The organism is Nostoc sp. (assembly GCF_036919895.1).
Classification (GTDB): domain Bacteria; phylum Cyanobacteriota; class Cyanobacteriia; order Cyanobacteriales; family Nostocaceae; genus Nostoc.
In genome coordinates, this window is sequence record NZ_JBALBW010000079.1 from 22,349 (window position 1) to 39,911 (window position 17,563).

A 17,563-nucleotide genomic window follows, 5' to 3' on the forward strand; every position below is an offset into this window, starting at 1 on the left:
CCATATTGCTGGTAGCAAGAGAGAAGTTGAAACACAGAGAGTTATCCAAAGCCTTGTCCAAGTTTTAGGTACGCGATGCTCGTCCTTGCTAGAAGCCAGGCACTTTTGGTCAGCGAGACGAGCGACTACAGCTTAACTGAAGGCTTGACTCGACTGATCTTGCTCCGTAGAAGGTGTATCTTCCTTTGGAGCAGCTACTTTGACCATTGCATGGCGTAGCACGCGCTCGCCCAAGTAATATCCGCGCACTAACTCTTCTAACACTGTTCCTTCAGGATGTTCATCCGTAGGTTCCCGCATTACTGCTTCATGGAGGTTAGGATCGAATTCTTGACCTTCAGGACGCATTGGTGATACACCTAAGCGCTTCAGGCTGTCTACTAATTGTTTGTAAACGCCTTGGTAGCTTTTGTGCATGGTCATTTCGCCATCGGATTGTGGTTTGAGGTGCGCTCGCGCCCGCTCAAAATTATCGACCACTGGCAGCAATTCTAGAATCGTGTTCCGCTTCATCAGCGTCTCTAGCTCTTCTTTTTCTTTGCTAGTCCGTTTGCGGTAATTCTCAAAATCAGCAGCAATCCGCATATATTGAGTACTACGCTCTTCTAACTGCGTTTTGAGAGACTCAATTTGTTGAGTTAGTTCTGCCAAAGCTGCCGTTTCTACTCCAGTGTTATCGGTTGCAGCAACGCCAGTTTCTGCATTGATAGTAGCTGCATCTCCCGATACATTAGCTTGGGATGCCACTTGCTCTGTCACCTCGCTACCAGATTCATTGAAATTAATTTGGGCTGGGGAGTCACTCTTCATTGCTTGCTTTACCTCTGTTGGTTCACCCAATTGCTGGCTAGTATTGTTTATCTGTTTATTTTCATCCATCATTGTCCACTCATTCCAGATACTTGCTATTTATGGCAGTGTATCTCCATAGCTTGCAACCGTCGTCATCCACGACTTGCAACTGAGGCTGATTTTGTTGCCGACAAGTTTCTGGAAGTGATGTAACCGTTTTCTTATTGTGACAAATGGCGAACGCGTTAGTGTAGACACTATCAAGGCGGGAACCCGAACGAGTAGTGTACCTCCAGAAGTAAGTAATTTGAAAGAGTGGCGCTTAATCTCATTCGCCCCTGTGAGTCAGGAATTGATATTTTCTCTACTATTACTTATTTTTCACTCACCATTTAACGAGAACTCCGAACAACAGTTTTCGTTGCTCAGAATTTCAATGACTTTTTTGGCAAATGAGAATTCTATCTCACCGGCTGGGAATACTTTAAGCAGAGGTTCCCCTACTCATTCGCTCATTTATGAACTCGTCACCACAACGGCGCAGTACCGCTCTAACTACCAGAACAGAGTTTTCGCCCTTCGGCAACAAGCTAGTCCAATCTGGCTATGTCAATACCGAACAGATGAGGCAGGCACTAATTGAAAGCCGCAAATCTGGCCGACCCTTAACGGAAGTACTAGAGTCCCTTACTGGACAACAACTATCACCTGAGTTGCTCAGGCAATACAAAAAACAGCAGCTATTTGAACTTAAAATACTATACGGAGTTGAATTTCTCGATCCGGAAGTCAACTCCATTGCTAACACGATGATGGGGAACCTGATTGAAACCCTCATCCCAGTAGATATTTGCCGTCGCCATCGTTTAGTACCACTGTCGAAACACGAAGACCAAACCCCGCCCTCAGTTTTAGTGGCGATGGTGGCTCCAGATAATCTAGAAGCTTCCGATGACCTGAATCGCATCTTGCGCCCCCAAGGACTGGCATTGCAGCGCATGGTGATTACCCAGGAAGATTACCAGCAGCTAATCAACCAATATTTGGATGAAATGGCTGTTAAGCAAAAGCATCTAGACCAAGAAAAGTTTACAGATATTAATCAGGATTTAGAAAACCTCGGAAATCTCGATATTTCCGATGCTCCTGAAGAAATGGAGGCCGATCTAGGGGCAGCGATGAAGGGTGCAGAAGATGCCCCAGTCATCAACCTAGTGAACAGAATCCTGGCTAAAGCCTTGCATGAGGGCGTTTCTGACATTCATATCGAACCGCAAGAAGAAAACTTACGCATTCGCTTTCGGAAGGATGGCGTACTGAAGGAAGCTTTCGATCCCCTACCGAAAAAAATCATCCCGGCGGTGACAGCCCGATTTAAAATCATCTCGAATCTAGACATTGCCGAACGCCGTTTACCCCAAGATGGACGCATCCGGCGGCTGTTTGAGGGACGTAAGGTAGACTTCCGGGTGAATACCTTGCCCAGTCGCTACGGGGAAAAGGTGGTACTGCGGATTTTGGATAACTCCTCCACCCAACTGGGATTAGATAAGTTAATTACCGATCCAGAGACTTTACATATTGTCCAGGATATGGTTAGCCGTCCCTTTGGGCTAATTTTGGTAACTGGGCCAACTGGTTCTGGGAAAACAACTTCGTTGTATTCTGCACTCTCAGAAAAGAACGATCCCGGTATTAATATCAGTACTGTGGAAGACCCAATTGAGTACAGCCTTCCAGGGATTACTCAAGTCCAGGTAATTCGGGAAAAAGGGCTGGATTTTGCTACCGCTCTGCGGGCTTTCTTGCGACAAGATCCAGATGTGCTACTGGTGGGTGAAACGCGGGATAAGGAAACGGCAAAAACAGCAATTGAGGCTGCCTTGACTGGTCACTTAGTATTAACTACCTTACATACAAATGATGCCCCAGGTGCGATCGCTCGTTTGGGAGAAATGGGCATTGAACCTTTCATGGTTTCTAGTTCCCTAATTGGCGTTCTAGCTCAACGTTTGGTGCGCCGTGTATGTTCTGAATGTCGTATTCCCTACACTCCTACAACCGAGGAACTCGCTCGTTACGGTCTATCAGCTTCCTCAGATGTGGGAGTCACTTTTTATAAAGCTAACACCTTGACATTAGATGCGATCGCAGATGCCAAAGCCAAAAATCAGCTTTGCCCAAAATGTAATGGTGGCGGCTACAAAGGGCGTTGTGGTGTTTATGAAGTCATGCGAGTTACCGAAAACCTGCAAACTCTCATCAACGAAGATGCACCCACGGAACGCATCAAGGAAGTGGCAATAGAAGAGGGCATGAAAACCTTGCTGGCTTACAGTTTGGACTTAGTGCGCGAAGGTTCCACAACTCTAGAAGAAGTAGAACGAGTGACGTTTACTGATACTGGTCTGGAAGCAGAATTAAAAGCTAAACGCAAGACTGGTCTTACCTGCCGGAGTTGCGATGCCACATTGAAACAAGAATGGCTGGATTGTCCCTACTGTATGACATCTAGGTTTTGAGATTAGTCATTAGTCATTGGTCATTAGTCGATGGTTAGTAACTTTAAACAAATGACAAAGGACAACTGACAAATGACAAATAAAAACATTAAAAGGAAGCAGAACTATGGAAATGATGATTGAAGACTTGATGGAACAGTTGATTGAAATGGGTGGCTCGGATTTGCATTTATCCGCAGGTTTGCCTCCGTACTTCCGCATCAGTGGCAAACTCACCCCCATCGGTGAGCATATATTGACAGCCGATCAATGTCAAAGGCTAATTTTTAGTATGCTCAACAACACCCAGCGTAAAACCTTAGAGCAGAACTGGGAATTGGATTGTTCTTATGGCGTTAAGGGTTTGGCACGTTTCCGGGTCAATGTTTACAAAGAACGTGGTTCTTATGCTGCTTGCTTACGGGCATTAAGTTCTAAGATTCCTAACTTTGAAAAATTAGGTTTGCCAGATATCGTGCGGGAAATGACAGATAAGCCCAGAGGACTGATTCTGGTGACAGGCCCTACAGGTTCTGGGAAAACAACTACCCTAGCGGCGATGATCGACTTGATTAACCGCACCAAGGCAGAGCATATTTTAACGGTGGAAGATCCAATTGAATTTGTCTATGAACCCATTAAAAGTTTGGTTCACCAACGACAACTGGGTGAAGATACTAAGAGCTTTGCTAATGCCTTGAAAGCAGCTTTACGGGAAGATCCAGATATTGTTCTGGTGGGAGAAATGCGCGATTTGGAAACGATTTCTTTGGCGATTTCCGCAGCAGAAACGGGACACTTGGTATTTGGTACTCTTCACACCAGTTCTGCCGCCCAGACAGTTGACCGGATTATTGACGTTTTCCCCCATGAAAGACAAACCCAGGTGCGGGTGCAATTATCTAACTCATTAGTGGCGGTATTTAGCCAAACTTTGGTATCCAAGAAAAGCCCTAAACCCGGTGAATATGGTCGGGTGATGGCTCAAGAAATTCTGATTGTCACTCCCGCTATTTCCAACTTGATTCGAGAAGGCAAAACGGCTCAAATTTACTCAGCTATTCAAACTGGCGGCAAATTGGGGATGCAAACTCTGGAGAAGGTTTTAGCCGATTTTTACAAAGCAGGAACAATTTCCTTTGAAGCGGCGATGTCTAAGACTTCTAAGCCAGATGAAATCCAACGTCTTATCGGTACTTCTGTCCCACCCCAGGCAGCAGGTGCGAAACCCGGTGTGGCTGCCAAAGCGCATTAAAGGAATTGGGGAGATAAGGGAGAGGATATTTTAGTAAGTCTTTCCCTTTTGCCTAATAAATAACAACTATTTTGAATTTATTTATGCCAAACTTTGTTGCTCGTGTTCGGGATTCTCAAGGAAAATCCCGAACAGAAAAAATTACTGCTGAATCCTTGGTACAAGCTCGGACTAATCTCAGAGATCAAGGTTTTGTAATCCAAGAACTCAAACAATCTCAAGGATTTCAGCCAGATGTTGCCTTAAAAAAATTCCAGAATTCCTTAGTTAAGGTTTCTGTGAAAGATAAAGCCGTTTTTTCCCGTCAATTTGCCGTTTTGATGAATGCGGGGGTTGCGATCGTTAGAAGTCTGGGGGTACTTTCCGAACAGTGTAGTAATACTAAACTCAAACAAGCCCTAGTTGAGATTAGCACTGATGTTCAAAGTGGAATGAACCTTTCAGAAGCAATGCGGAAACATCCTGACTGCTTTGATGGGTTATATGTGAGTATGATTCAAGCCGGTGAAGTGGGTGGTGTTTTAGATGAAGTATTGAATCGTTTAGCTAAGTTGTTAGAAGATGTTGCTCGTCTACAAAACCAAATTAAATCAGCGTTGTCTTATCCAACTGTTGTGGGTTTTATCGCAGTTGCAATTTTTCTGGGCATGACTATTTTTCTCATTCCCATTTTTGCCACGATTTTTACACAAATTGGAATCTCATTACCACCTCTAACGCAATTCTTGATGGATGCTAGTAAATTTCTGAGAAGTCCTGGTGCTTTCGTACTTCTAGGTATTCTTATAGCATTGAAATTTGCTTATGGACAATATGCTAAAACTCCTGTTGGTCGCATAACAATCGATCGCCTTTCCCTCAAAATGCCGTTATTTGGTGACTTAATTCAAAAATCTTCAGTTGCCCGCTTTAGTCGGACTTTTGGTTCTTTGACTCGTTCAGGCGTACCAATTTTAACTTGCTTAGAAATTGTCCGAGATACATCAGGAAATCAAGTAATTGCTAATGCCATAGACGCAGCCCGGATGGAAATTCAACAAGGAGGTATGATTAGCATTGCTTTACAACAAAGTGATGGCGTTTTTCCGGCTATGGCAATTCAGATGATTAGTATCGGAGAAGAAACTGGAGAATTAGATGCAATGTTGATGAAAGTTGCCGATTTCTATGAAGATGAAGTCGAGCAAGCAGTAAAAGCAATGACCAGTATTTTGGAACCAGTGATGATTGTAGTTTTAGGGGGAATGGTTGGAACCATCTTGCTAGCAATGTATTTGCCTATGTTCGCGGTCTTTGAAAAGCTGGGATAGGGGATTAAAGGTTAGGAGTTAATAGTTAGGAATAAGGAGTTTAAACTCCTTATTTCTCATCCTGATTCTTAACTCTTAACTACTTAGTTTTATTTCTAACTCCTAACTATTGAATAAACTATGACTGTGCAAAAATCTCACTACGAAGCGAGTTTGGCAGAGTACAGCAATCATCTAGCTGCGATCGCCTTACTAAAGCAATATCGGCCATACTTAGAGATGATTCCCAGTTTGCGCCGTCCCGATGAAAGTGTCATTACTATCCCCTTGCCGATTGTCCGTCTTCGCAACACAGCTACAACAACTCCACAAACAATCTGTTTACCCTGTGATGTGGCAATTTTGATGTGCGATCCCGAATGGAAAATCAAAACCGGAGCCGAAATTTTAGTCTTTATTCATCGCGCTCACGAAGACTTTTCTGATTTGTTAGGACGTTGGCGACAAACCCAAGTTTTCCTAGACAATGATTATGAGTGGTTGATGCCTCTGCGCCACAGTCATATTTTGAGTGAGGGAGCTAATACAACATATCCTCTGTTTGTCGTTTTTAGCGATACCTTAGAACGCATCCAACGAGGACTTGTAGGAGCCGAACTTCCATTTATTATCCAAACGTCAGATTTGCTGCTTGAGGAAAATTTCACAGACACTTTTTGTCCAGAAATACCACCAGCTTAGAAAAAGTTAGGAGTTAATAGTGAGGAGTGAGGAGTTAAAAGTTAGGGATTAAAAGTTTGGAGTTAAGAGTTTTAAATTGCAAGTTGTGAATGAAACCAGAGATTTTTAAGTCTCAAGTTTAGTTTTTTAACTCCTAACTCCTAACTCCTAACTCCTAACTATTACCTAACAAACTGCGGCATAATTTCGGCAGCAGTGAATATTCCATAGATGCCGCGTTGGTGCAATTGCTTACCAGCTTTGAGATAGCCAAAGGCAGGCCCGCAGACATTGGCTGCCATACTGGTTTCATCTCCCAGAGTAAAGGTATGGGTGGAAATCTTGCCTTCAAAAGTGCGCCCTGTTACCTTAACGTTGGTGCTGAGGGGCTTTTTAGGATTGCGAGTATCGACTACACCACCAACTGTAACGCGATCGCGATCGCAAATTCCCGCTACCTCTAGCATCACATCATCAGCGTGTTCCATATTCTTCAACGTAAGCACGCCATTAGTTTTATCTAGTAGTGCTTCTACTTCTGCGTCAGTCATTGCCCTAGCAGTTTCCACTGTGTAACCAGGCATGTGGCCAATGTCTTCCCGAACCGTGGCGCGGTAAGCTTCCCAGTTGGCAATTCCCACCCCGAAGGTAATTTCGACTTGATGAATTTCGGCGTAGCTTTGGGCGGCTAATGCGGCGGCGGCGGTTAACAGTCCGGGTGTAGCACCACAGCCTGTCATGTACGTAATCCCTGCGGCTTGCAGTTCTTCTTTCATCGCTAGTAGTTGTTCTACAGCAGTGGTGCGCTTAATTGCATCCACTAGCACCCCGCGCCAACCAGATTTAATAAACTCTTTGGCTACAGAGGGGATAAAATCATTTGGTAGGTTGGGTAAAGCCAGAAAATACCCATCCACAGGTTGAGCTATTGCAATTACATCCTGAATACTTTGATTTGTTAATGTACCAACTGGCTCTAAATAACCTACAGAACCTTGAGACTGGTAAGTTGCAATGCAATCTTGAGTATTTAAACCTTCAGCAGCGTAAGCGTAACCTTTTTGATCTGCTGCTGCGACTAAAATCATTTCCTGTTTAGCAGCAAGTACCTTGGCGGCGGCTTGTCCGAGTCCGCCGAAACCTAGTACTCCCACGCGGATAGCTGGCGAAATATTTAGAGAATTTTTGACTTTTTCGGAATTCATAGTCAATTAGTTAAGTTGAATCAAAAGCCTTTAGCATTCTGCATCTCAGCTTCCGGCTTGTAACTGGCGGCTGATGGCTGATAGCTAAAAGCTATAGAGGTTAATTATGCTTTATTATCCTTGGTTCTTCTGCTGACAGATCGTTTTTTTACTGGAAAGTCTTTGTTGGTAATTTGGGATTCATCAAGATTGCATCAGTGTTAAAACTGATGCAAATTTAGTATCAATTATGCTCTAGTAGTATTAGATCGCGCACCAGAGTAGGAAAAATTGATTTATGAGTTTTGAAGATATTGCCAATAAAGCTGTTGAAAAAGGTACAGAAATTGCTGTAGAAAAAACTTTAGGCGTTAAAGACCTAAAGACGGTAAAAGCTGTTGTAGAGACTGGTGCGGCGGCAGGGGCTGCTGTCAGTGCTGCTACAGGGTTATCTGTTGCGGCAACTTCAGGAGCAGGAATTACTTCCGGTCTAGCTGCGGCAGGTGGTGTGGTTGGTGGTGGTATGGCGGCTGCTCCTGCTGTATTGGCAGCAGGCCCAGCTTATGCTGGGGCAAAAATAATGAATGAAACTTTGTTCAAAGACCAACCGAATTTGTCTCAGGAAGAACGTGAAGCTCGTTCAGCTGCAAGAACAGCTACAAACATAGGGGCTGCTGCTGGTGTAGCTAGTGCTGGTGCTGTAACAGTAGCTGCTGGTGCTTCTGGTGCTGCAATTATGAGTACCCTTGCTGGTATCGGTGGTTTTGTTGGGGGAGGTGCAATTGCCGGTACTGCGATAGTTGCTGCTGCACCTGTTGCTGCTGCGGCAGCGATTGGATACGGAATATACAAACTCTTTGGTGGCGGTAAGGAATAGCATTAACTCAGTTCAAAAGTTGAATAAAATTCAATAGATATACCCTTGCTATAAAATTAATGTATAATATGTAGTAAGGAAATAAAATTGAAGTGCCTGTGTATTTTAAGTGCAAATAGCCCGTTGGCTGTAAAACTTAATTTACACAGGCATTTTTCATGTTTATATTCCCTAATATCTATACCTACTCTAAATATAGAAATTATGTCTAATTCAGCCAATCTAATCCCAAATGCAGAAAATGCAGTCGTTGATATTCGTAAACTGCGTGAGTATTGTCTTAATCCAGAGCATGATAAAGGAAAAGATAAAGCCCGTCTCTTTTCAGCAAGTCTGGGTATGAAGGATGAAAACGCTGAAGAATTGCGCCAGATTCTTTTAGAAGCAGTCAGAATTCAAGAAGTTAGTTTGGGACGACGTGATGAATTTGGACAGCGTTACATACTAGATTTCATGCTCAAATGGCAAAATAAAAGTACGATCATTCGCAGTGCTTGGATTATCGAAGAAGGTTCTGATGTCCCAAGATTAACAACCTGCTATCCTCTCTAATATCTGGAAGTGATACAAGATGAATAAAAGTAGAATTGAGTTGTTGGATGTAGTGGCACTGACAGTTGATTTGTCTGAATACAACCTGTACCGTGGTCAAGTTGGTACAGTAGTAGAATTATTAGCTGGCGGTGCTGCCTTTGAGGTTGAATTTAGCGATCGCAACGGACGCACTTATGAATCTGTTGGTTTACGCCCAGAGCAAATAATGGTGTTACATTTCGAGCCAGCATCCCCTGATTCAGTCCCGGAAATGGTTACAGCGTAGGGAACAGAAAGCTTTATATAGATAATACACAAAGAAGATTGTGCGATCGCTTATTGTAGTACGCTTCTAGTAGAAGTAATTCCGAGTTAGGATCGTAGCTAAATATTGCCAAATAAATGTCTAGAGTTATTATAATGCCAACATCGCGTATCGTTCATAGTGACCCAGATATATTAGGGGGAACTACTGTCTTTGTTGGAACTCGCGTACCAATTAAGACCTTGCTTGATTATCTAGAAGCAGGTGATTCGCTAAATGAGTTTTTAGATCATTTTCCCAGTGTTAGCCGTGAGCAAGCGATCGCAGCATTAGAATTAGCAAAAGAAATGCTGACTGCTTATGCGAATCCTGCTTGATGAATGTGTTCCCCGTCCTCTCAAACGTGAATTCAAAGATTACGAAGTACGCACAGTTGTTGAGATGAGATGGTCAGGGAAAAAGAATGGTGAACTTTTACAACTCATGAAACAAGAAAGCTTCACTATTCTACTGACTACAGATCAAAATTTGCGATACCAGCAAAACTTAGAACAAGCAGGAGTTGCGGTTATTGTGTTGATCGCATCCAAAAATCGTCTTCCTGATTTAATACCGCTCATACCAGAAGTACAAAAATTGCTAAATGGCATCCTTCCTGGTGAGGTAATTGAAGTAGGACTTTCCTAATTAGGCTACGCTTACACATATTACAAATCTACCATCAAGCGATCGCCTACTCATAGGTTGGGTTGATGCAACAAAACCCAAGATTTGATTATATTTATTTTTTATATTCTGGCGATCGCAGTCTAGAAATCCGTTGATACACGATTGTAAATAAAGTTATTCCTACGTATGGCTCATCATCTGGCTCTAAGTTAACACTGCACTGCACTCAGCTTACTTAGAAAGCCTTAAGAAAATAAAATAAATCTAAATAGTAATGATAAATTTTTTCAATAATTTTTATATTTTTGTAACTCAACTAGCTGGCTATAACTACCTCTAATGCTTATTTTTAGCACTTTTGGAGCTTACTTAGCAAACTCAGTTTTTACCTTGACTAATCGATGAGGTTAAGAGAAACTAACTAAATACTGATGTCCCTGCTTATAAAATTTATAATTTTTGTAAAGATTCTGAGATATATATATTGAGAGATGGAACATTAGTTAACAAATGGTAAGTTTGGATCTAACTAAAAATGTTCCTAGGGCTATATTTGTAGCTTTCTGCTAAGGCAGTAGAATTTAAGCGTACTTATCGTGGTTGGCCAAGAGCATGGAGACATTAGAGTTCATAATCTATCCAGACGGTCGGGTACAAGAGAAAGTCACTGGCATTGTGGGTGCTTCGTGCGCTGAGGTTACAGCAGCAATAGAGGCACAGCTGGGGCAAGTACTTAATCATGAGCCAACCTCAGAATATTTCGCCGCGAAGGTGCAGCAATCTAATGTGGCGAATACACACACCACTTACAGCGATTGGTAAGTTTTCACAGTAGTTTAGTGTTATTAATTCACAACCACCATGTCACACTTTAGCCAAATTAAGACTCAAATCCGTAACCTTGATTCTTTGAAAGATGCTTTGACTGAATTGGGCGTAGACTGGAAACCTGGCCCACGCGAAGTCCGTGGCTATCGCGGTCAAACCCATCCTGCGGAAGTTAGTATTGAGCAGGAAAATGGCTATGACATCGGCTTTAGATGGAATGGCAAGGAATATGAATTAGTGGCTGATTTGCAATATTGGCAGCAAAACCTGTCTGTGGATGGATTTTTGCGCCAGGTAACACAGCGCTATGCTTATCAAACAGTTGTGAAAGAAACCGCTCGTGTTGGTTTTCAAGTCTCTGAACAACAAAAAAATGAAGATGGTTCAATTCGCCTGGTAGTACAGCGCTGGAGTGCGTAATGGCTGATTTTCTGCCGTCGCTGGAAGAAGAAGATAACCGTTCCGGTTTGGAACCAGAATTAGGGGGTTTTTTACGGGATACCCCAGAACGTTCTGGTTTGGAACCGGAATTAGGTGGTTTGCTGCGCCAAAATGGTGTTTATGTTGATGAAATCACCTGTATTGGTTGCAAGCATTGCGCTCATGTTGCGCGTAACACCTTTTATATTGAACCAGATTACGGGCGATCGCGCGTGGTTCGCCAAGATGGGGACGCTGAAGAAATTATCCAAGAAGCAATTGACACTTGTCCGGTTGATTGCATTCACTGGGTTGATTACACTGAAGTTAAAAAGTTAGAAGAAGAACGCAAATATCAGGTAATTCCTGTAGTGGGTTATCCGGTGGAACATGCGGTTGCTGCTAGCGAACGTCGGCGTAAAAAGCAAAAGTTAAAAACCAAAAAATCCCGTTATTAAGATAAAAACGTTAAATCAATATAAATTAAGGACTGGGTATATCCAGTCCTTTTGTTTTTCGTAATATAGTTACTTTTTGACAGCTTTTCGGTCAAGTCTTTTAATTCAAATAATTCAAAATTGTTATAGCTACCTTCATTTTAAATTTAGAGGATCGTGTTGTGAAAGCAATTTTTCTACTTTCGCCTCGTCTAACCTAGCGGTTAATCTTCTAGTTTCATGTAAGTCTCTAGTAGTTTTCGCCAAAGTAAAAGTTGAGCCAACAGAGAAAGCCATACCCATACCCATAAAGCCTTTCACCCAGCCATTTACAGGTAAGTTTACAATGCCGAAGGTGGTCATAGAAATAGAAATCACAAAAGCTGCCCAAGTTTGAATAACCCAAGCCGGACTGTCTTTTTGAGTACCAATTGTTTGCATATATCCTACCTTTGATTATGAGTGATTTATGCTAATTCGTAATTAAGAGGCATCAGATTTAATCTGGGTTTCCAGACCTGTATCTGTAGTTCAATGTTGAAAAAGTGGTGTTAAAAATGATTGTATTCATTGGTAGGTTTACTGGTATTAATAGTAAGACCAGTTTGGTAACTGGACTCTAAAAGGTAAGCTTAAGAGCAATTGAAGCAAATAAAAACTGGCACGAAGTTTGTACCAGTTTTACAAGCGGCATTAAACGGATTAATTTACTTATTCATCTGGAAAAGTCTGTACCTTACCATCAGGACTGAGAACAACTCGAATTCTGACATTTTGTCCGCGTGTATTAGCAGAAACAAAAGGTTTGCCAACTTCGGGCATCCCAGCGTTATCAACGAATTCTCTTGCTGCCTTATTGAGAGGAAAAATTCGTTCCACTGTGCCGTCAACACTGACTATTAAACTGTACTCTAATGTTTGTCCTAGTCCAGTAGGTGGTTGCCAACGCTTTTTGAGGTATTCTCTAGCTTCTGCAACTTGAGGTGTATCAAATAACGTACCAGTAGCCACTTCTCTAGATTTAGGGGTTTTGGGTGTGTCCCCTAATTGATCGATGAATGGATTATTATCCGCAGTTCTAGAGGAGGGAAGTTGTGAAACAGGTTTTTCGTCGGCAGAAGATTGCTGTAGGGAATTGATTCTTTCGTCTAGCTGTTGTGAGGTTAGTGGCGAGGCTTGGGTACGAGTATTGCCACCATTATTGGGAATAGTGCTAAGAGACGGGGGGGAGATTGGTGAGATATTAGTTGGTAAGGTGCTTGGGTTAGAAGATAACCTGGGTGGCAAATTCCGCAACTTAGGGAGAGTTCCAGCTTGAGAACTCGACCCTGTAGGGTTCTGTCCCAAATTTGGTAATATGGCAATTTCCTGGCCTGGGGTTTTGCTAGATGGTGCGATCGCTAGATTGCTGCGAAGGGTTGAAGTCCTGCCCTGGGCTGTTGCTGTTGTCACTGCATTATTTGGAAATAGAGGTGGTGGTGCAGCGAAACTAGAACTAGGGGCTGGGGCTGTTAGAGGTGCTTGGGGCAAAATCGATGTGGGAAGGGGAGGAGTGGAACCTAGCAAATTATCTGATGGAGTGGTGAGTCCAGGTTCAGGTGTAGGGAAGCCTAGTGAAGTTGAAGGTTCTAAAGCAGTCTTTACTGCTGCTGAATCTGATGTTTTGGCTGTCTGCTGTTCCTTTTCTCTAATGCTATTAGCATATTGCCAAGTAACTGGTAAGAAACCTACACCTAAGACTAATACTGCGGCAACAGGTGCCCAAGCAGGGAACCTCAGAGTCGAACTCGTGCTGTTGAGAGTTGGGAGTGCCATGACATCAGTTGAGTATTCATCTAAAGCACTGGCCAAATCGAATAATTGCAGCAGAGTGAGTTGAATTACAGGGCCGGATGAGTGGTTGGTGAGAGAACCGAGAACTAAGTTGTGAGTTAAATAGCTGCTTGGTTCTAACCGGATATTTGCCCTAGGAAGTTGGGTATTAAAAGAATTTAATGTTTGTGTTGAGGACTTTAATTCCGGCTCACCCAATGCTGTGTTTGACTGTTGAGTACCGGAGAAACTGACCCAAAAGCTCTCTGGAGACTGTTGGAGGAATTGCTGTACGTAATTTGTAACTGCATCACATAAAGCTTCAAGTTGATCGCGATCGCCCCGAATTGGGATTCTGTGTTCTTCTGGTAGTCGGGGATCGTCAAAACGTAGCTCAAAGCTTAGGTGTTTAAGGACAGTTTTCCCCATCCAACGGGACAGAGGCGAGCTTTGCGCGAATACTTCTAGCGTGCAAGTAGGGGGTGTATAGCGACGAATTACAGAATTTGATAGAGGCATAGCAGGAACTGCGAGGAAGACTATTTGGGATTTTGCAAAAAGTTAAGCCAGTTGCTTGCAAAGAAAAGTTGAACCGATGGATTCCTTCACTCACAAGGAAGTTGTCAGGTTTCTTCCGTTGTGTAGTTTTATGCGGGGAGGAAGCAGTGCTAATAGTGCATCGCCCAAGGGCTAACCACTATCAAAAAGGTTTCCCGATCTAGCAAACAAATCACAAGCGAATTTTGATTGAGGAATTTCAAATTTAAAATCTAAAATTTTGTCGAACGGTCTATAAGTGCTAGCCAGAGACGGCGATGCCCACCAGGGGCGCTGTAAAAAAGTAAATCTACAAGCAGTTTTAGTGCCAGGTTGGTAAGTAAATCCGTTGAGATTTTCTCGTCCTCTTCCATCCGATCTTGGTAGGTGTTGCAAAAAGCATCAATATAGTCTCCAAGTAAAGCAGCCTGGTGAGGTTCCCGGTTATTTTCTGCCATTTGTTCCAACAAGCCGACAGCGCGGCGAATCAATTCCTGGTGCTGTTTGGCTAGGTAGCAGATGATCAGAACAAGCGATCGCGCTTCTTCGACATCTAGCTTTTTTCGCCCTCCTTGACCCTTGCGTAGGGGATTTGACTGGCGTAGTCGCCACAAAGCTACGCGGTCTGGCACTCTTGACTCTAAATTCAGATCGGTTGCCGCCGAAAGCATAGCCTCGGAACCAATCCCAGTTAAGGTTTCTAGCGCCAACAGCACCAAGTCTAATTGGGTTTTGATATTATCCCATTGAACTGTGTTAGGGGCTGGAAGCTTGATTAAATCCTCCCACTGGGAATTTGGAGTGGCTGAGTTGGCGGCCGAGTGCATAACTTTTAGCATAGGTGATCGAGCGGATAGGGGATGTTGCTGTTACCCATTTTGAAACCAGACTCTCAAGCATCAAGCTTGGTTTCCCATAGCTATGAGCCAGAGGCTTCAGCTAGATTTTTTTTATGTGGTAAACAGCATGTATCTTTGTCCTACTCTAGATGAAAATTTATTTTCAACAAAGTAGAAAAGTATCAATTCTAATTAAGGTTTACCTAACTTTCATTGCTAATTCCGTACAAGAGTATAAATAAGCTATGTTTTGAATGCTAACTGCTAATTATTGTTAAGTAATTATGTAGAATACCTCCTACATTTATTTGCAGTTTGAAATATTGAAGTTTCTTGATGTTTATTACTTGTTCTTAATGTATACATAATTACTATACAAATCTTTTGGCTGTTTACTAAAGGTTCTTCTTGCTGCTACGGAGCAGTTTCACTTGTGTGCAGCCTGTTCTTTCAGGACACGCTGGGCAGCATCAGGACGATTGATCTGACTTTTCCCGTTAAGTATCTCTAGCAAGCTGCCAACCCTCTCCAAGAGACGCTACGCGAACACAGAGATTGTGCAATTAATTTTAACTACCCTGCCCACAGTAAGTAAGTTGGACAAAAATATTTACAGTCATTACGAGCGGAACGTTCCTACACTCGTCACTAAAATAGGGATTGGGGATTGGAATTATTCCCAACACTAATCTCTAATCTATAATCTGAGTCACGATCAAGTTAGCGGCTCTGCGCTAAAGTAAAAATATTGGGATCAAAATCTCTGGCAGTAAGTTCAATACACCACTAATCTTTACCACTGCGGCGATAATGTCTCAAGAGTATAACGAATCACTCCAAATTCAAGAGATCACCAAACTCAAACCGAAACACTTTGCTGATTTAATCAGATCGGCACAATTGATTTTCGACCCCACAGCAGGTGTTTCGGGAAGACATATAACAGTTGACTGGGAACAATTCGGAATTCCCGATGATGTAGCAGACAATCTCAGATCCCTTGGTCAACAGTACCAATATGCATCCCCTCACATCCCTGTTGAAGTCATTTGGAGTAAATTAACTCCCGAAACTCGTATTTGGTTCGTTCAAAACAAAGATAGGTTGTGGCAGCTTGAAGAAGCTTTCCCAGCCCTTGATGAAGATTAAACGGCTGAACCATTGAAAGGAATATAAATTATTTGTAGGGGCATAATAATCGTTGTGCCCCTATCCTGTCTCTATAGCGATTCTTGTGTAAGTTGATTTATGCGATCGCGTTAGCTTAAGTACATAAGTTAAATTAATAAAAAAGCTTTCTATTGATGAATCAAAGCCTAAGCGTTGCTTCTAGCCTGGAAGAACACACTCATGAAAATCCTGTTGTTAGCAAACAACAGCTATTTACGAAGCAACTAATTGTCCTTGTCTTAGAAATACTTCTAGCATTACCTCTGGGTTTGCTCCTCGCCAAGTTCCAGATTGGTAGAATTGCCTGGATATTTGGCGGGATTGCTGCTGGTACAGTAGTTCTTCAAGGGTGTCGAATTTTTTATCAATATTCTCCCCAACCTAACCGCATTGCTAGAAAAGTGGGAATGGCACTTGTAGGTTTAACTGTCGGTGCTTCCAATACCCACGGTAATCTAGCTAGTATTACTTCTAGTATTCCCATATTTATTTTTCTGACCTTGTTTCTGCTGCTGAGTGGAACCTGTATTGGTTATATTTACGCCCGCCTCAGTAAAATCAACCTATTGACAGCAATGCTGGCGACAGTTCCTGGTGGTGTCGGAATTATGGCTGCGATCGCAGCCGATTACAATAAAAATGTCAGCTTAGTTGCTCTAGTTCAGGCGATTCGCGTCACTTCAGTAGTTGTTTTGATTCCCTTCATCGCTAGGACATCAGCTGGTAATTACTATCCCCAACCACTCCCAATCAAAGGCATTTGGCTCAATCTCGATCCATCTCAACTAGAATTACTCTTGTTAGTACTCCTAATCACTGGATTAGTAGTTTATCCAGCTATATTATTTAAAATTCCCGCCGGCGATTTCTTTGGTGCATTGTTGATTGGTATTGGCTTTAATCCTTTGCTACATTGGCTGCCTTTTGTGGGCGATATTAGTTTTAGTCCGCCGCCTTTAATTAACTTATTGGGTCAAATGCTCCTGGGAATTACCATTGGTGAATATTGGGGAGACAAACCCAACTTTAAGAAGCGGACTGTCGGCTATGCCTTGATGTCTGTAGGAATGACCCTCATCGCCGGAGCGATCGCTGCTATACTTGCCATGCAATTAACCTCTTGGGACTGGTTAACCTGTCTCTTAGTCACAGCACCAGGAGGATCGGCAGAAATGATTTTGGTTTCCCTGGCATTAAATCATAATGTTGAAATTGTCACAACTGGTCACTTAGTGCGATTGATTGCGATTAATAGTTCCCTACCTCTTTGGGTGTTTTTGTTTCGCCGTCTGGATGAGCAAGTTTCTAAATCAGTTTAATTGATGAAGGTATTGGTAATGGGGCATTAGTTTTTGACAAATGACAAAGATGCAACTTAAATGCCAGCAATTCTCATTTTGAAAAAAAATCAGAGAAAATTCTTTATTTAAATAGAGAACTTGTGTCGAAGCATAATTTTTTGACAAATAATTA

19 protein-coding genes are annotated in these 17,563 nt (G+C 42.6%); 14 read left to right on the plus strand and 5 right to left on the minus strand.

Translation table 11 applies throughout. From position 1 onward, the window contains the following. Window positions 1–132: 132 nt before the first annotated feature. The gene (gene grpE, locus V7K55_RS16175) at window positions 133–882 is read right to left on the minus strand and encodes a nucleotide exchange factor GrpE (RefSeq protein WP_334832958.1); all 750 of its coding nucleotides are present in this window, start codon (window positions 880–882) and stop codon (window positions 133–135) included. A gap of 428 nt (window positions 883–1,310) precedes the next feature. Between grpE and V7K55_RS16180 the strand changes: the two genes are divergently transcribed. From V7K55_RS16180 to V7K55_RS16195, 4 genes are all read left to right on the plus strand, one after another. Beyond that, entirely contained in the window at window positions 1,311–3,314 is a 2,004-nt protein-coding gene (locus tag V7K55_RS16180; RefSeq protein WP_334832960.1) for a GspE/PulE family protein, read from the plus strand. Between the two features lie 79 nt (window positions 3,315–3,393). Next, window positions 3,394–4,548, plus strand: coding sequence for a type IV pilus twitching motility protein PilT (locus V7K55_RS16185; RefSeq protein ID WP_442949093.1), 1,155 nt, complete (start codon window positions 3,394–3,396; stop codon window positions 4,546–4,548). Window positions 4,549–4,631: 83 nt separating this feature from the next. Next, entirely contained in the window at window positions 4,632–5,858 is a 1,227-nt protein-coding gene (locus V7K55_RS16190) for a type II secretion system F family protein (protein ID WP_334832964.1), read from the plus strand. 120 nt (window positions 5,859–5,978) lie between these two features. Further along, window positions 5,979–6,539 carry a hypothetical protein gene (locus tag V7K55_RS16195; protein ID WP_334832966.1) on the plus strand — a complete coding sequence of 187 codons (561 nt, stop codon included), beginning with the start codon at window positions 5,979–5,981 and terminating at the stop codon, window positions 6,537–6,539. A gap of 161 nt (window positions 6,540–6,700) precedes the next feature. Here the strand turns inward: V7K55_RS16195 and bioU are convergent, their stop codons facing one another. Beyond that, window positions 6,701–7,723, minus strand: coding sequence for a (S)-8-amino-7-oxononanoate synthase BioU (gene bioU, locus V7K55_RS16200; RefSeq protein ID WP_334832968.1), 1,023 nt, complete (start codon window positions 7,721–7,723; stop codon window positions 6,701–6,703). 277 nt (window positions 7,724–8,000) lie between these two features. Here bioU and V7K55_RS16205 point away from each other — a divergent pair, with 277 nt between their 5' ends. The 8 genes from V7K55_RS16205 (at window position 8,001) to V7K55_RS16240 (ending at window position 11,753) form a co-directional block, all read left to right on the plus strand. Then, window positions 8,001–8,579 carry a hypothetical protein gene (locus tag V7K55_RS16205; RefSeq protein WP_334832970.1) on the plus strand — a complete coding sequence of 193 codons (579 nt, stop codon included), beginning with the start codon at window positions 8,001–8,003 and terminating at the stop codon, window positions 8,577–8,579. Between the two features lie 204 nt (window positions 8,580–8,783). After that, the gene (locus tag V7K55_RS16210) at window positions 8,784–9,131 is read left to right on the plus strand and encodes a DUF6883 domain-containing protein (protein ID WP_334832972.1); all 348 of its coding nucleotides are present in this window, start codon (window positions 8,784–8,786) and stop codon (window positions 9,129–9,131) included. Between the two features lie 19 nt (window positions 9,132–9,150). Further along, entirely contained in the window at window positions 9,151–9,399 is a 249-nt protein-coding gene (locus V7K55_RS16215) for a DUF4926 domain-containing protein (RefSeq protein WP_334832974.1), read from the plus strand. Between the two features lie 134 nt (window positions 9,400–9,533). Further along, the gene (locus tag V7K55_RS16220) at window positions 9,534–9,755 is read left to right on the plus strand and encodes a DUF433 domain-containing protein (RefSeq protein ID WP_442949092.1); all 222 of its coding nucleotides are present in this window, start codon (window positions 9,534–9,536) and stop codon (window positions 9,753–9,755) included. Continuing rightward, on the plus strand, window positions 9,739–10,065 hold the full coding sequence (locus tag V7K55_RS16225) for a DUF5615 family PIN-like protein (RefSeq protein WP_334832976.1): 327 nt from the start codon (window positions 9,739–9,741) through the stop codon (window positions 10,063–10,065). Before V7K55_RS16220 ends, V7K55_RS16225 begins: the two co-directional genes overlap by 17 nt. A gap of 594 nt (window positions 10,066–10,659) precedes the next feature. After that, entirely contained in the window at window positions 10,660–10,869 is a 210-nt protein-coding gene (locus tag V7K55_RS16230; protein WP_012406943.1) for a DUF2997 domain-containing protein, read from the plus strand. A 39-nt stretch (window positions 10,870–10,908) separates the two neighbouring features. Then, window positions 10,909–11,295 carry a DUF1257 domain-containing protein gene (locus tag V7K55_RS16235; protein WP_094328130.1) on the plus strand — a complete coding sequence of 129 codons (387 nt, stop codon included), beginning with the start codon at window positions 10,909–10,911 and terminating at the stop codon, window positions 11,293–11,295. Continuing rightward, the gene (locus V7K55_RS16240; protein WP_334832978.1) at window positions 11,295–11,753 is read left to right on the plus strand and encodes a ferredoxin; all 459 of its coding nucleotides are present in this window, start codon (window positions 11,295–11,297) and stop codon (window positions 11,751–11,753) included. The genes V7K55_RS16235 and V7K55_RS16240 overlap by 1 nt, the downstream gene beginning before the upstream one ends. Window positions 11,754–11,888: 135 nt before the next feature. Here the strand turns inward: V7K55_RS16240 and V7K55_RS16245 are convergent, their stop codons facing one another. The 3 genes from V7K55_RS16245 to V7K55_RS16255 form a co-directional block, all read right to left on the minus strand. Beyond that, window positions 11,889–12,173 carry a YiaA/YiaB family inner membrane protein gene (locus V7K55_RS16245; RefSeq protein WP_334832980.1) on the minus strand — a complete coding sequence of 95 codons (285 nt, stop codon included), beginning with the start codon at window positions 12,171–12,173 and terminating at the stop codon, window positions 11,889–11,891. A gap of 270 nt (window positions 12,174–12,443) precedes the next feature. Continuing rightward, window positions 12,444–14,063 (minus strand): DUF4335 domain-containing protein, encoded by a 1,620-nt coding sequence (locus V7K55_RS16250; RefSeq protein WP_334832982.1) that lies wholly within the window; start codon window positions 14,061–14,063, stop codon window positions 12,444–12,446. 251 nt (window positions 14,064–14,314) lie between these two features. Further along, the gene (locus V7K55_RS16255) at window positions 14,315–14,920 is read right to left on the minus strand and encodes a DUF3038 domain-containing protein (RefSeq protein WP_094328134.1); all 606 of its coding nucleotides are present in this window, start codon (window positions 14,918–14,920) and stop codon (window positions 14,315–14,317) included. An 810-nt stretch (window positions 14,921–15,730) separates the two neighbouring features. Between V7K55_RS16255 and V7K55_RS16260 the strand changes: the two genes are divergently transcribed. Together V7K55_RS16260 and V7K55_RS16265 are read left to right on the plus strand one after the other, a co-directional pair. After that, window positions 15,731–16,069 carry a hypothetical protein gene (locus V7K55_RS16260; RefSeq protein WP_334832984.1) on the plus strand — a complete coding sequence of 113 codons (339 nt, stop codon included), beginning with the start codon at window positions 15,731–15,733 and terminating at the stop codon, window positions 16,067–16,069. Between the two features lie 155 nt (window positions 16,070–16,224). Continuing rightward, window positions 16,225–17,409, plus strand: coding sequence for an AbrB family transcriptional regulator (locus tag V7K55_RS16265; RefSeq protein ID WP_334832986.1), 1,185 nt, complete (start codon window positions 16,225–16,227; stop codon window positions 17,407–17,409). The last annotated feature ends 154 nt before the right edge of the window (window positions 17,410–17,563 follow it).

Coding starts and splice junctions, on each gene's coding strand:
- grpE (WP_334832958.1), bottom strand. CDS start 882: ATGATGGATGAAAATAAACAGATAAACAATACTAGCCAGCAATTGGGT.
- V7K55_RS16180 (WP_334832960.1), top strand. CDS start 1,311: ATGAACTCGTCACCACAACGGCGCAGTACCGCTCTAACTACCAGAACA.
- V7K55_RS16190 (WP_334832964.1), top strand. CDS start 4,632: ATGCCAAACTTTGTTGCTCGTGTTCGGGATTCTCAAGGAAAATCCCGA.
- V7K55_RS16195 (WP_334832966.1), top strand. CDS start 5,979: ATGACTGTGCAAAAATCTCACTACGAAGCGAGTTTGGCAGAGTACAGC.
- bioU (WP_334832968.1), bottom strand. CDS start 7,723: ATGAATTCCGAAAAAGTCAAAAATTCTCTAAATATTTCGCCAGCTATC.
- V7K55_RS16205 (WP_334832970.1), top strand. CDS start 8,001: ATGAGTTTTGAAGATATTGCCAATAAAGCTGTTGAAAAAGGTACAGAA.
- V7K55_RS16210 (WP_334832972.1), top strand. CDS start 8,784: ATGTCTAATTCAGCCAATCTAATCCCAAATGCAGAAAATGCAGTCGTT.
- V7K55_RS16215 (WP_334832974.1), top strand. CDS start 9,151: ATGAATAAAAGTAGAATTGAGTTGTTGGATGTAGTGGCACTGACAGTT.
- V7K55_RS16220 (WP_442949092.1), top strand. CDS start 9,534: ATGCCAACATCGCGTATCGTTCATAGTGACCCAGATATATTAGGGGGA.
- V7K55_RS16225 (WP_334832976.1), top strand. CDS start 9,739: ATGCGAATCCTGCTTGATGAATGTGTTCCCCGTCCTCTCAAACGTGAA.
- V7K55_RS16230 (WP_012406943.1), top strand. CDS start 10,660: ATGGAGACATTAGAGTTCATAATCTATCCAGACGGTCGGGTACAAGAG.
- V7K55_RS16235 (WP_094328130.1), top strand. CDS start 10,909: ATGTCACACTTTAGCCAAATTAAGACTCAAATCCGTAACCTTGATTCT.
- V7K55_RS16240 (WP_334832978.1), top strand. CDS start 11,295: ATGGCTGATTTTCTGCCGTCGCTGGAAGAAGAAGATAACCGTTCCGGT.
- V7K55_RS16245 (WP_334832980.1), bottom strand. CDS start 12,173: ATGCAAACAATTGGTACTCAAAAAGACAGTCCGGCTTGGGTTATTCAA.
- V7K55_RS16250 (WP_334832982.1), bottom strand. CDS start 14,063: ATGCCTCTATCAAATTCTGTAATTCGTCGCTATACACCCCCTACTTGC.
- V7K55_RS16255 (WP_094328134.1), bottom strand. CDS start 14,920: ATGCTAAAAGTTATGCACTCGGCCGCCAACTCAGCCACTCCAAATTCC.
- V7K55_RS16260 (WP_334832984.1), top strand. CDS start 15,731: ATGTCTCAAGAGTATAACGAATCACTCCAAATTCAAGAGATCACCAAA.
- V7K55_RS16265 (WP_334832986.1), top strand. CDS start 16,225: ATGAATCAAAGCCTAAGCGTTGCTTCTAGCCTGGAAGAACACACTCAT.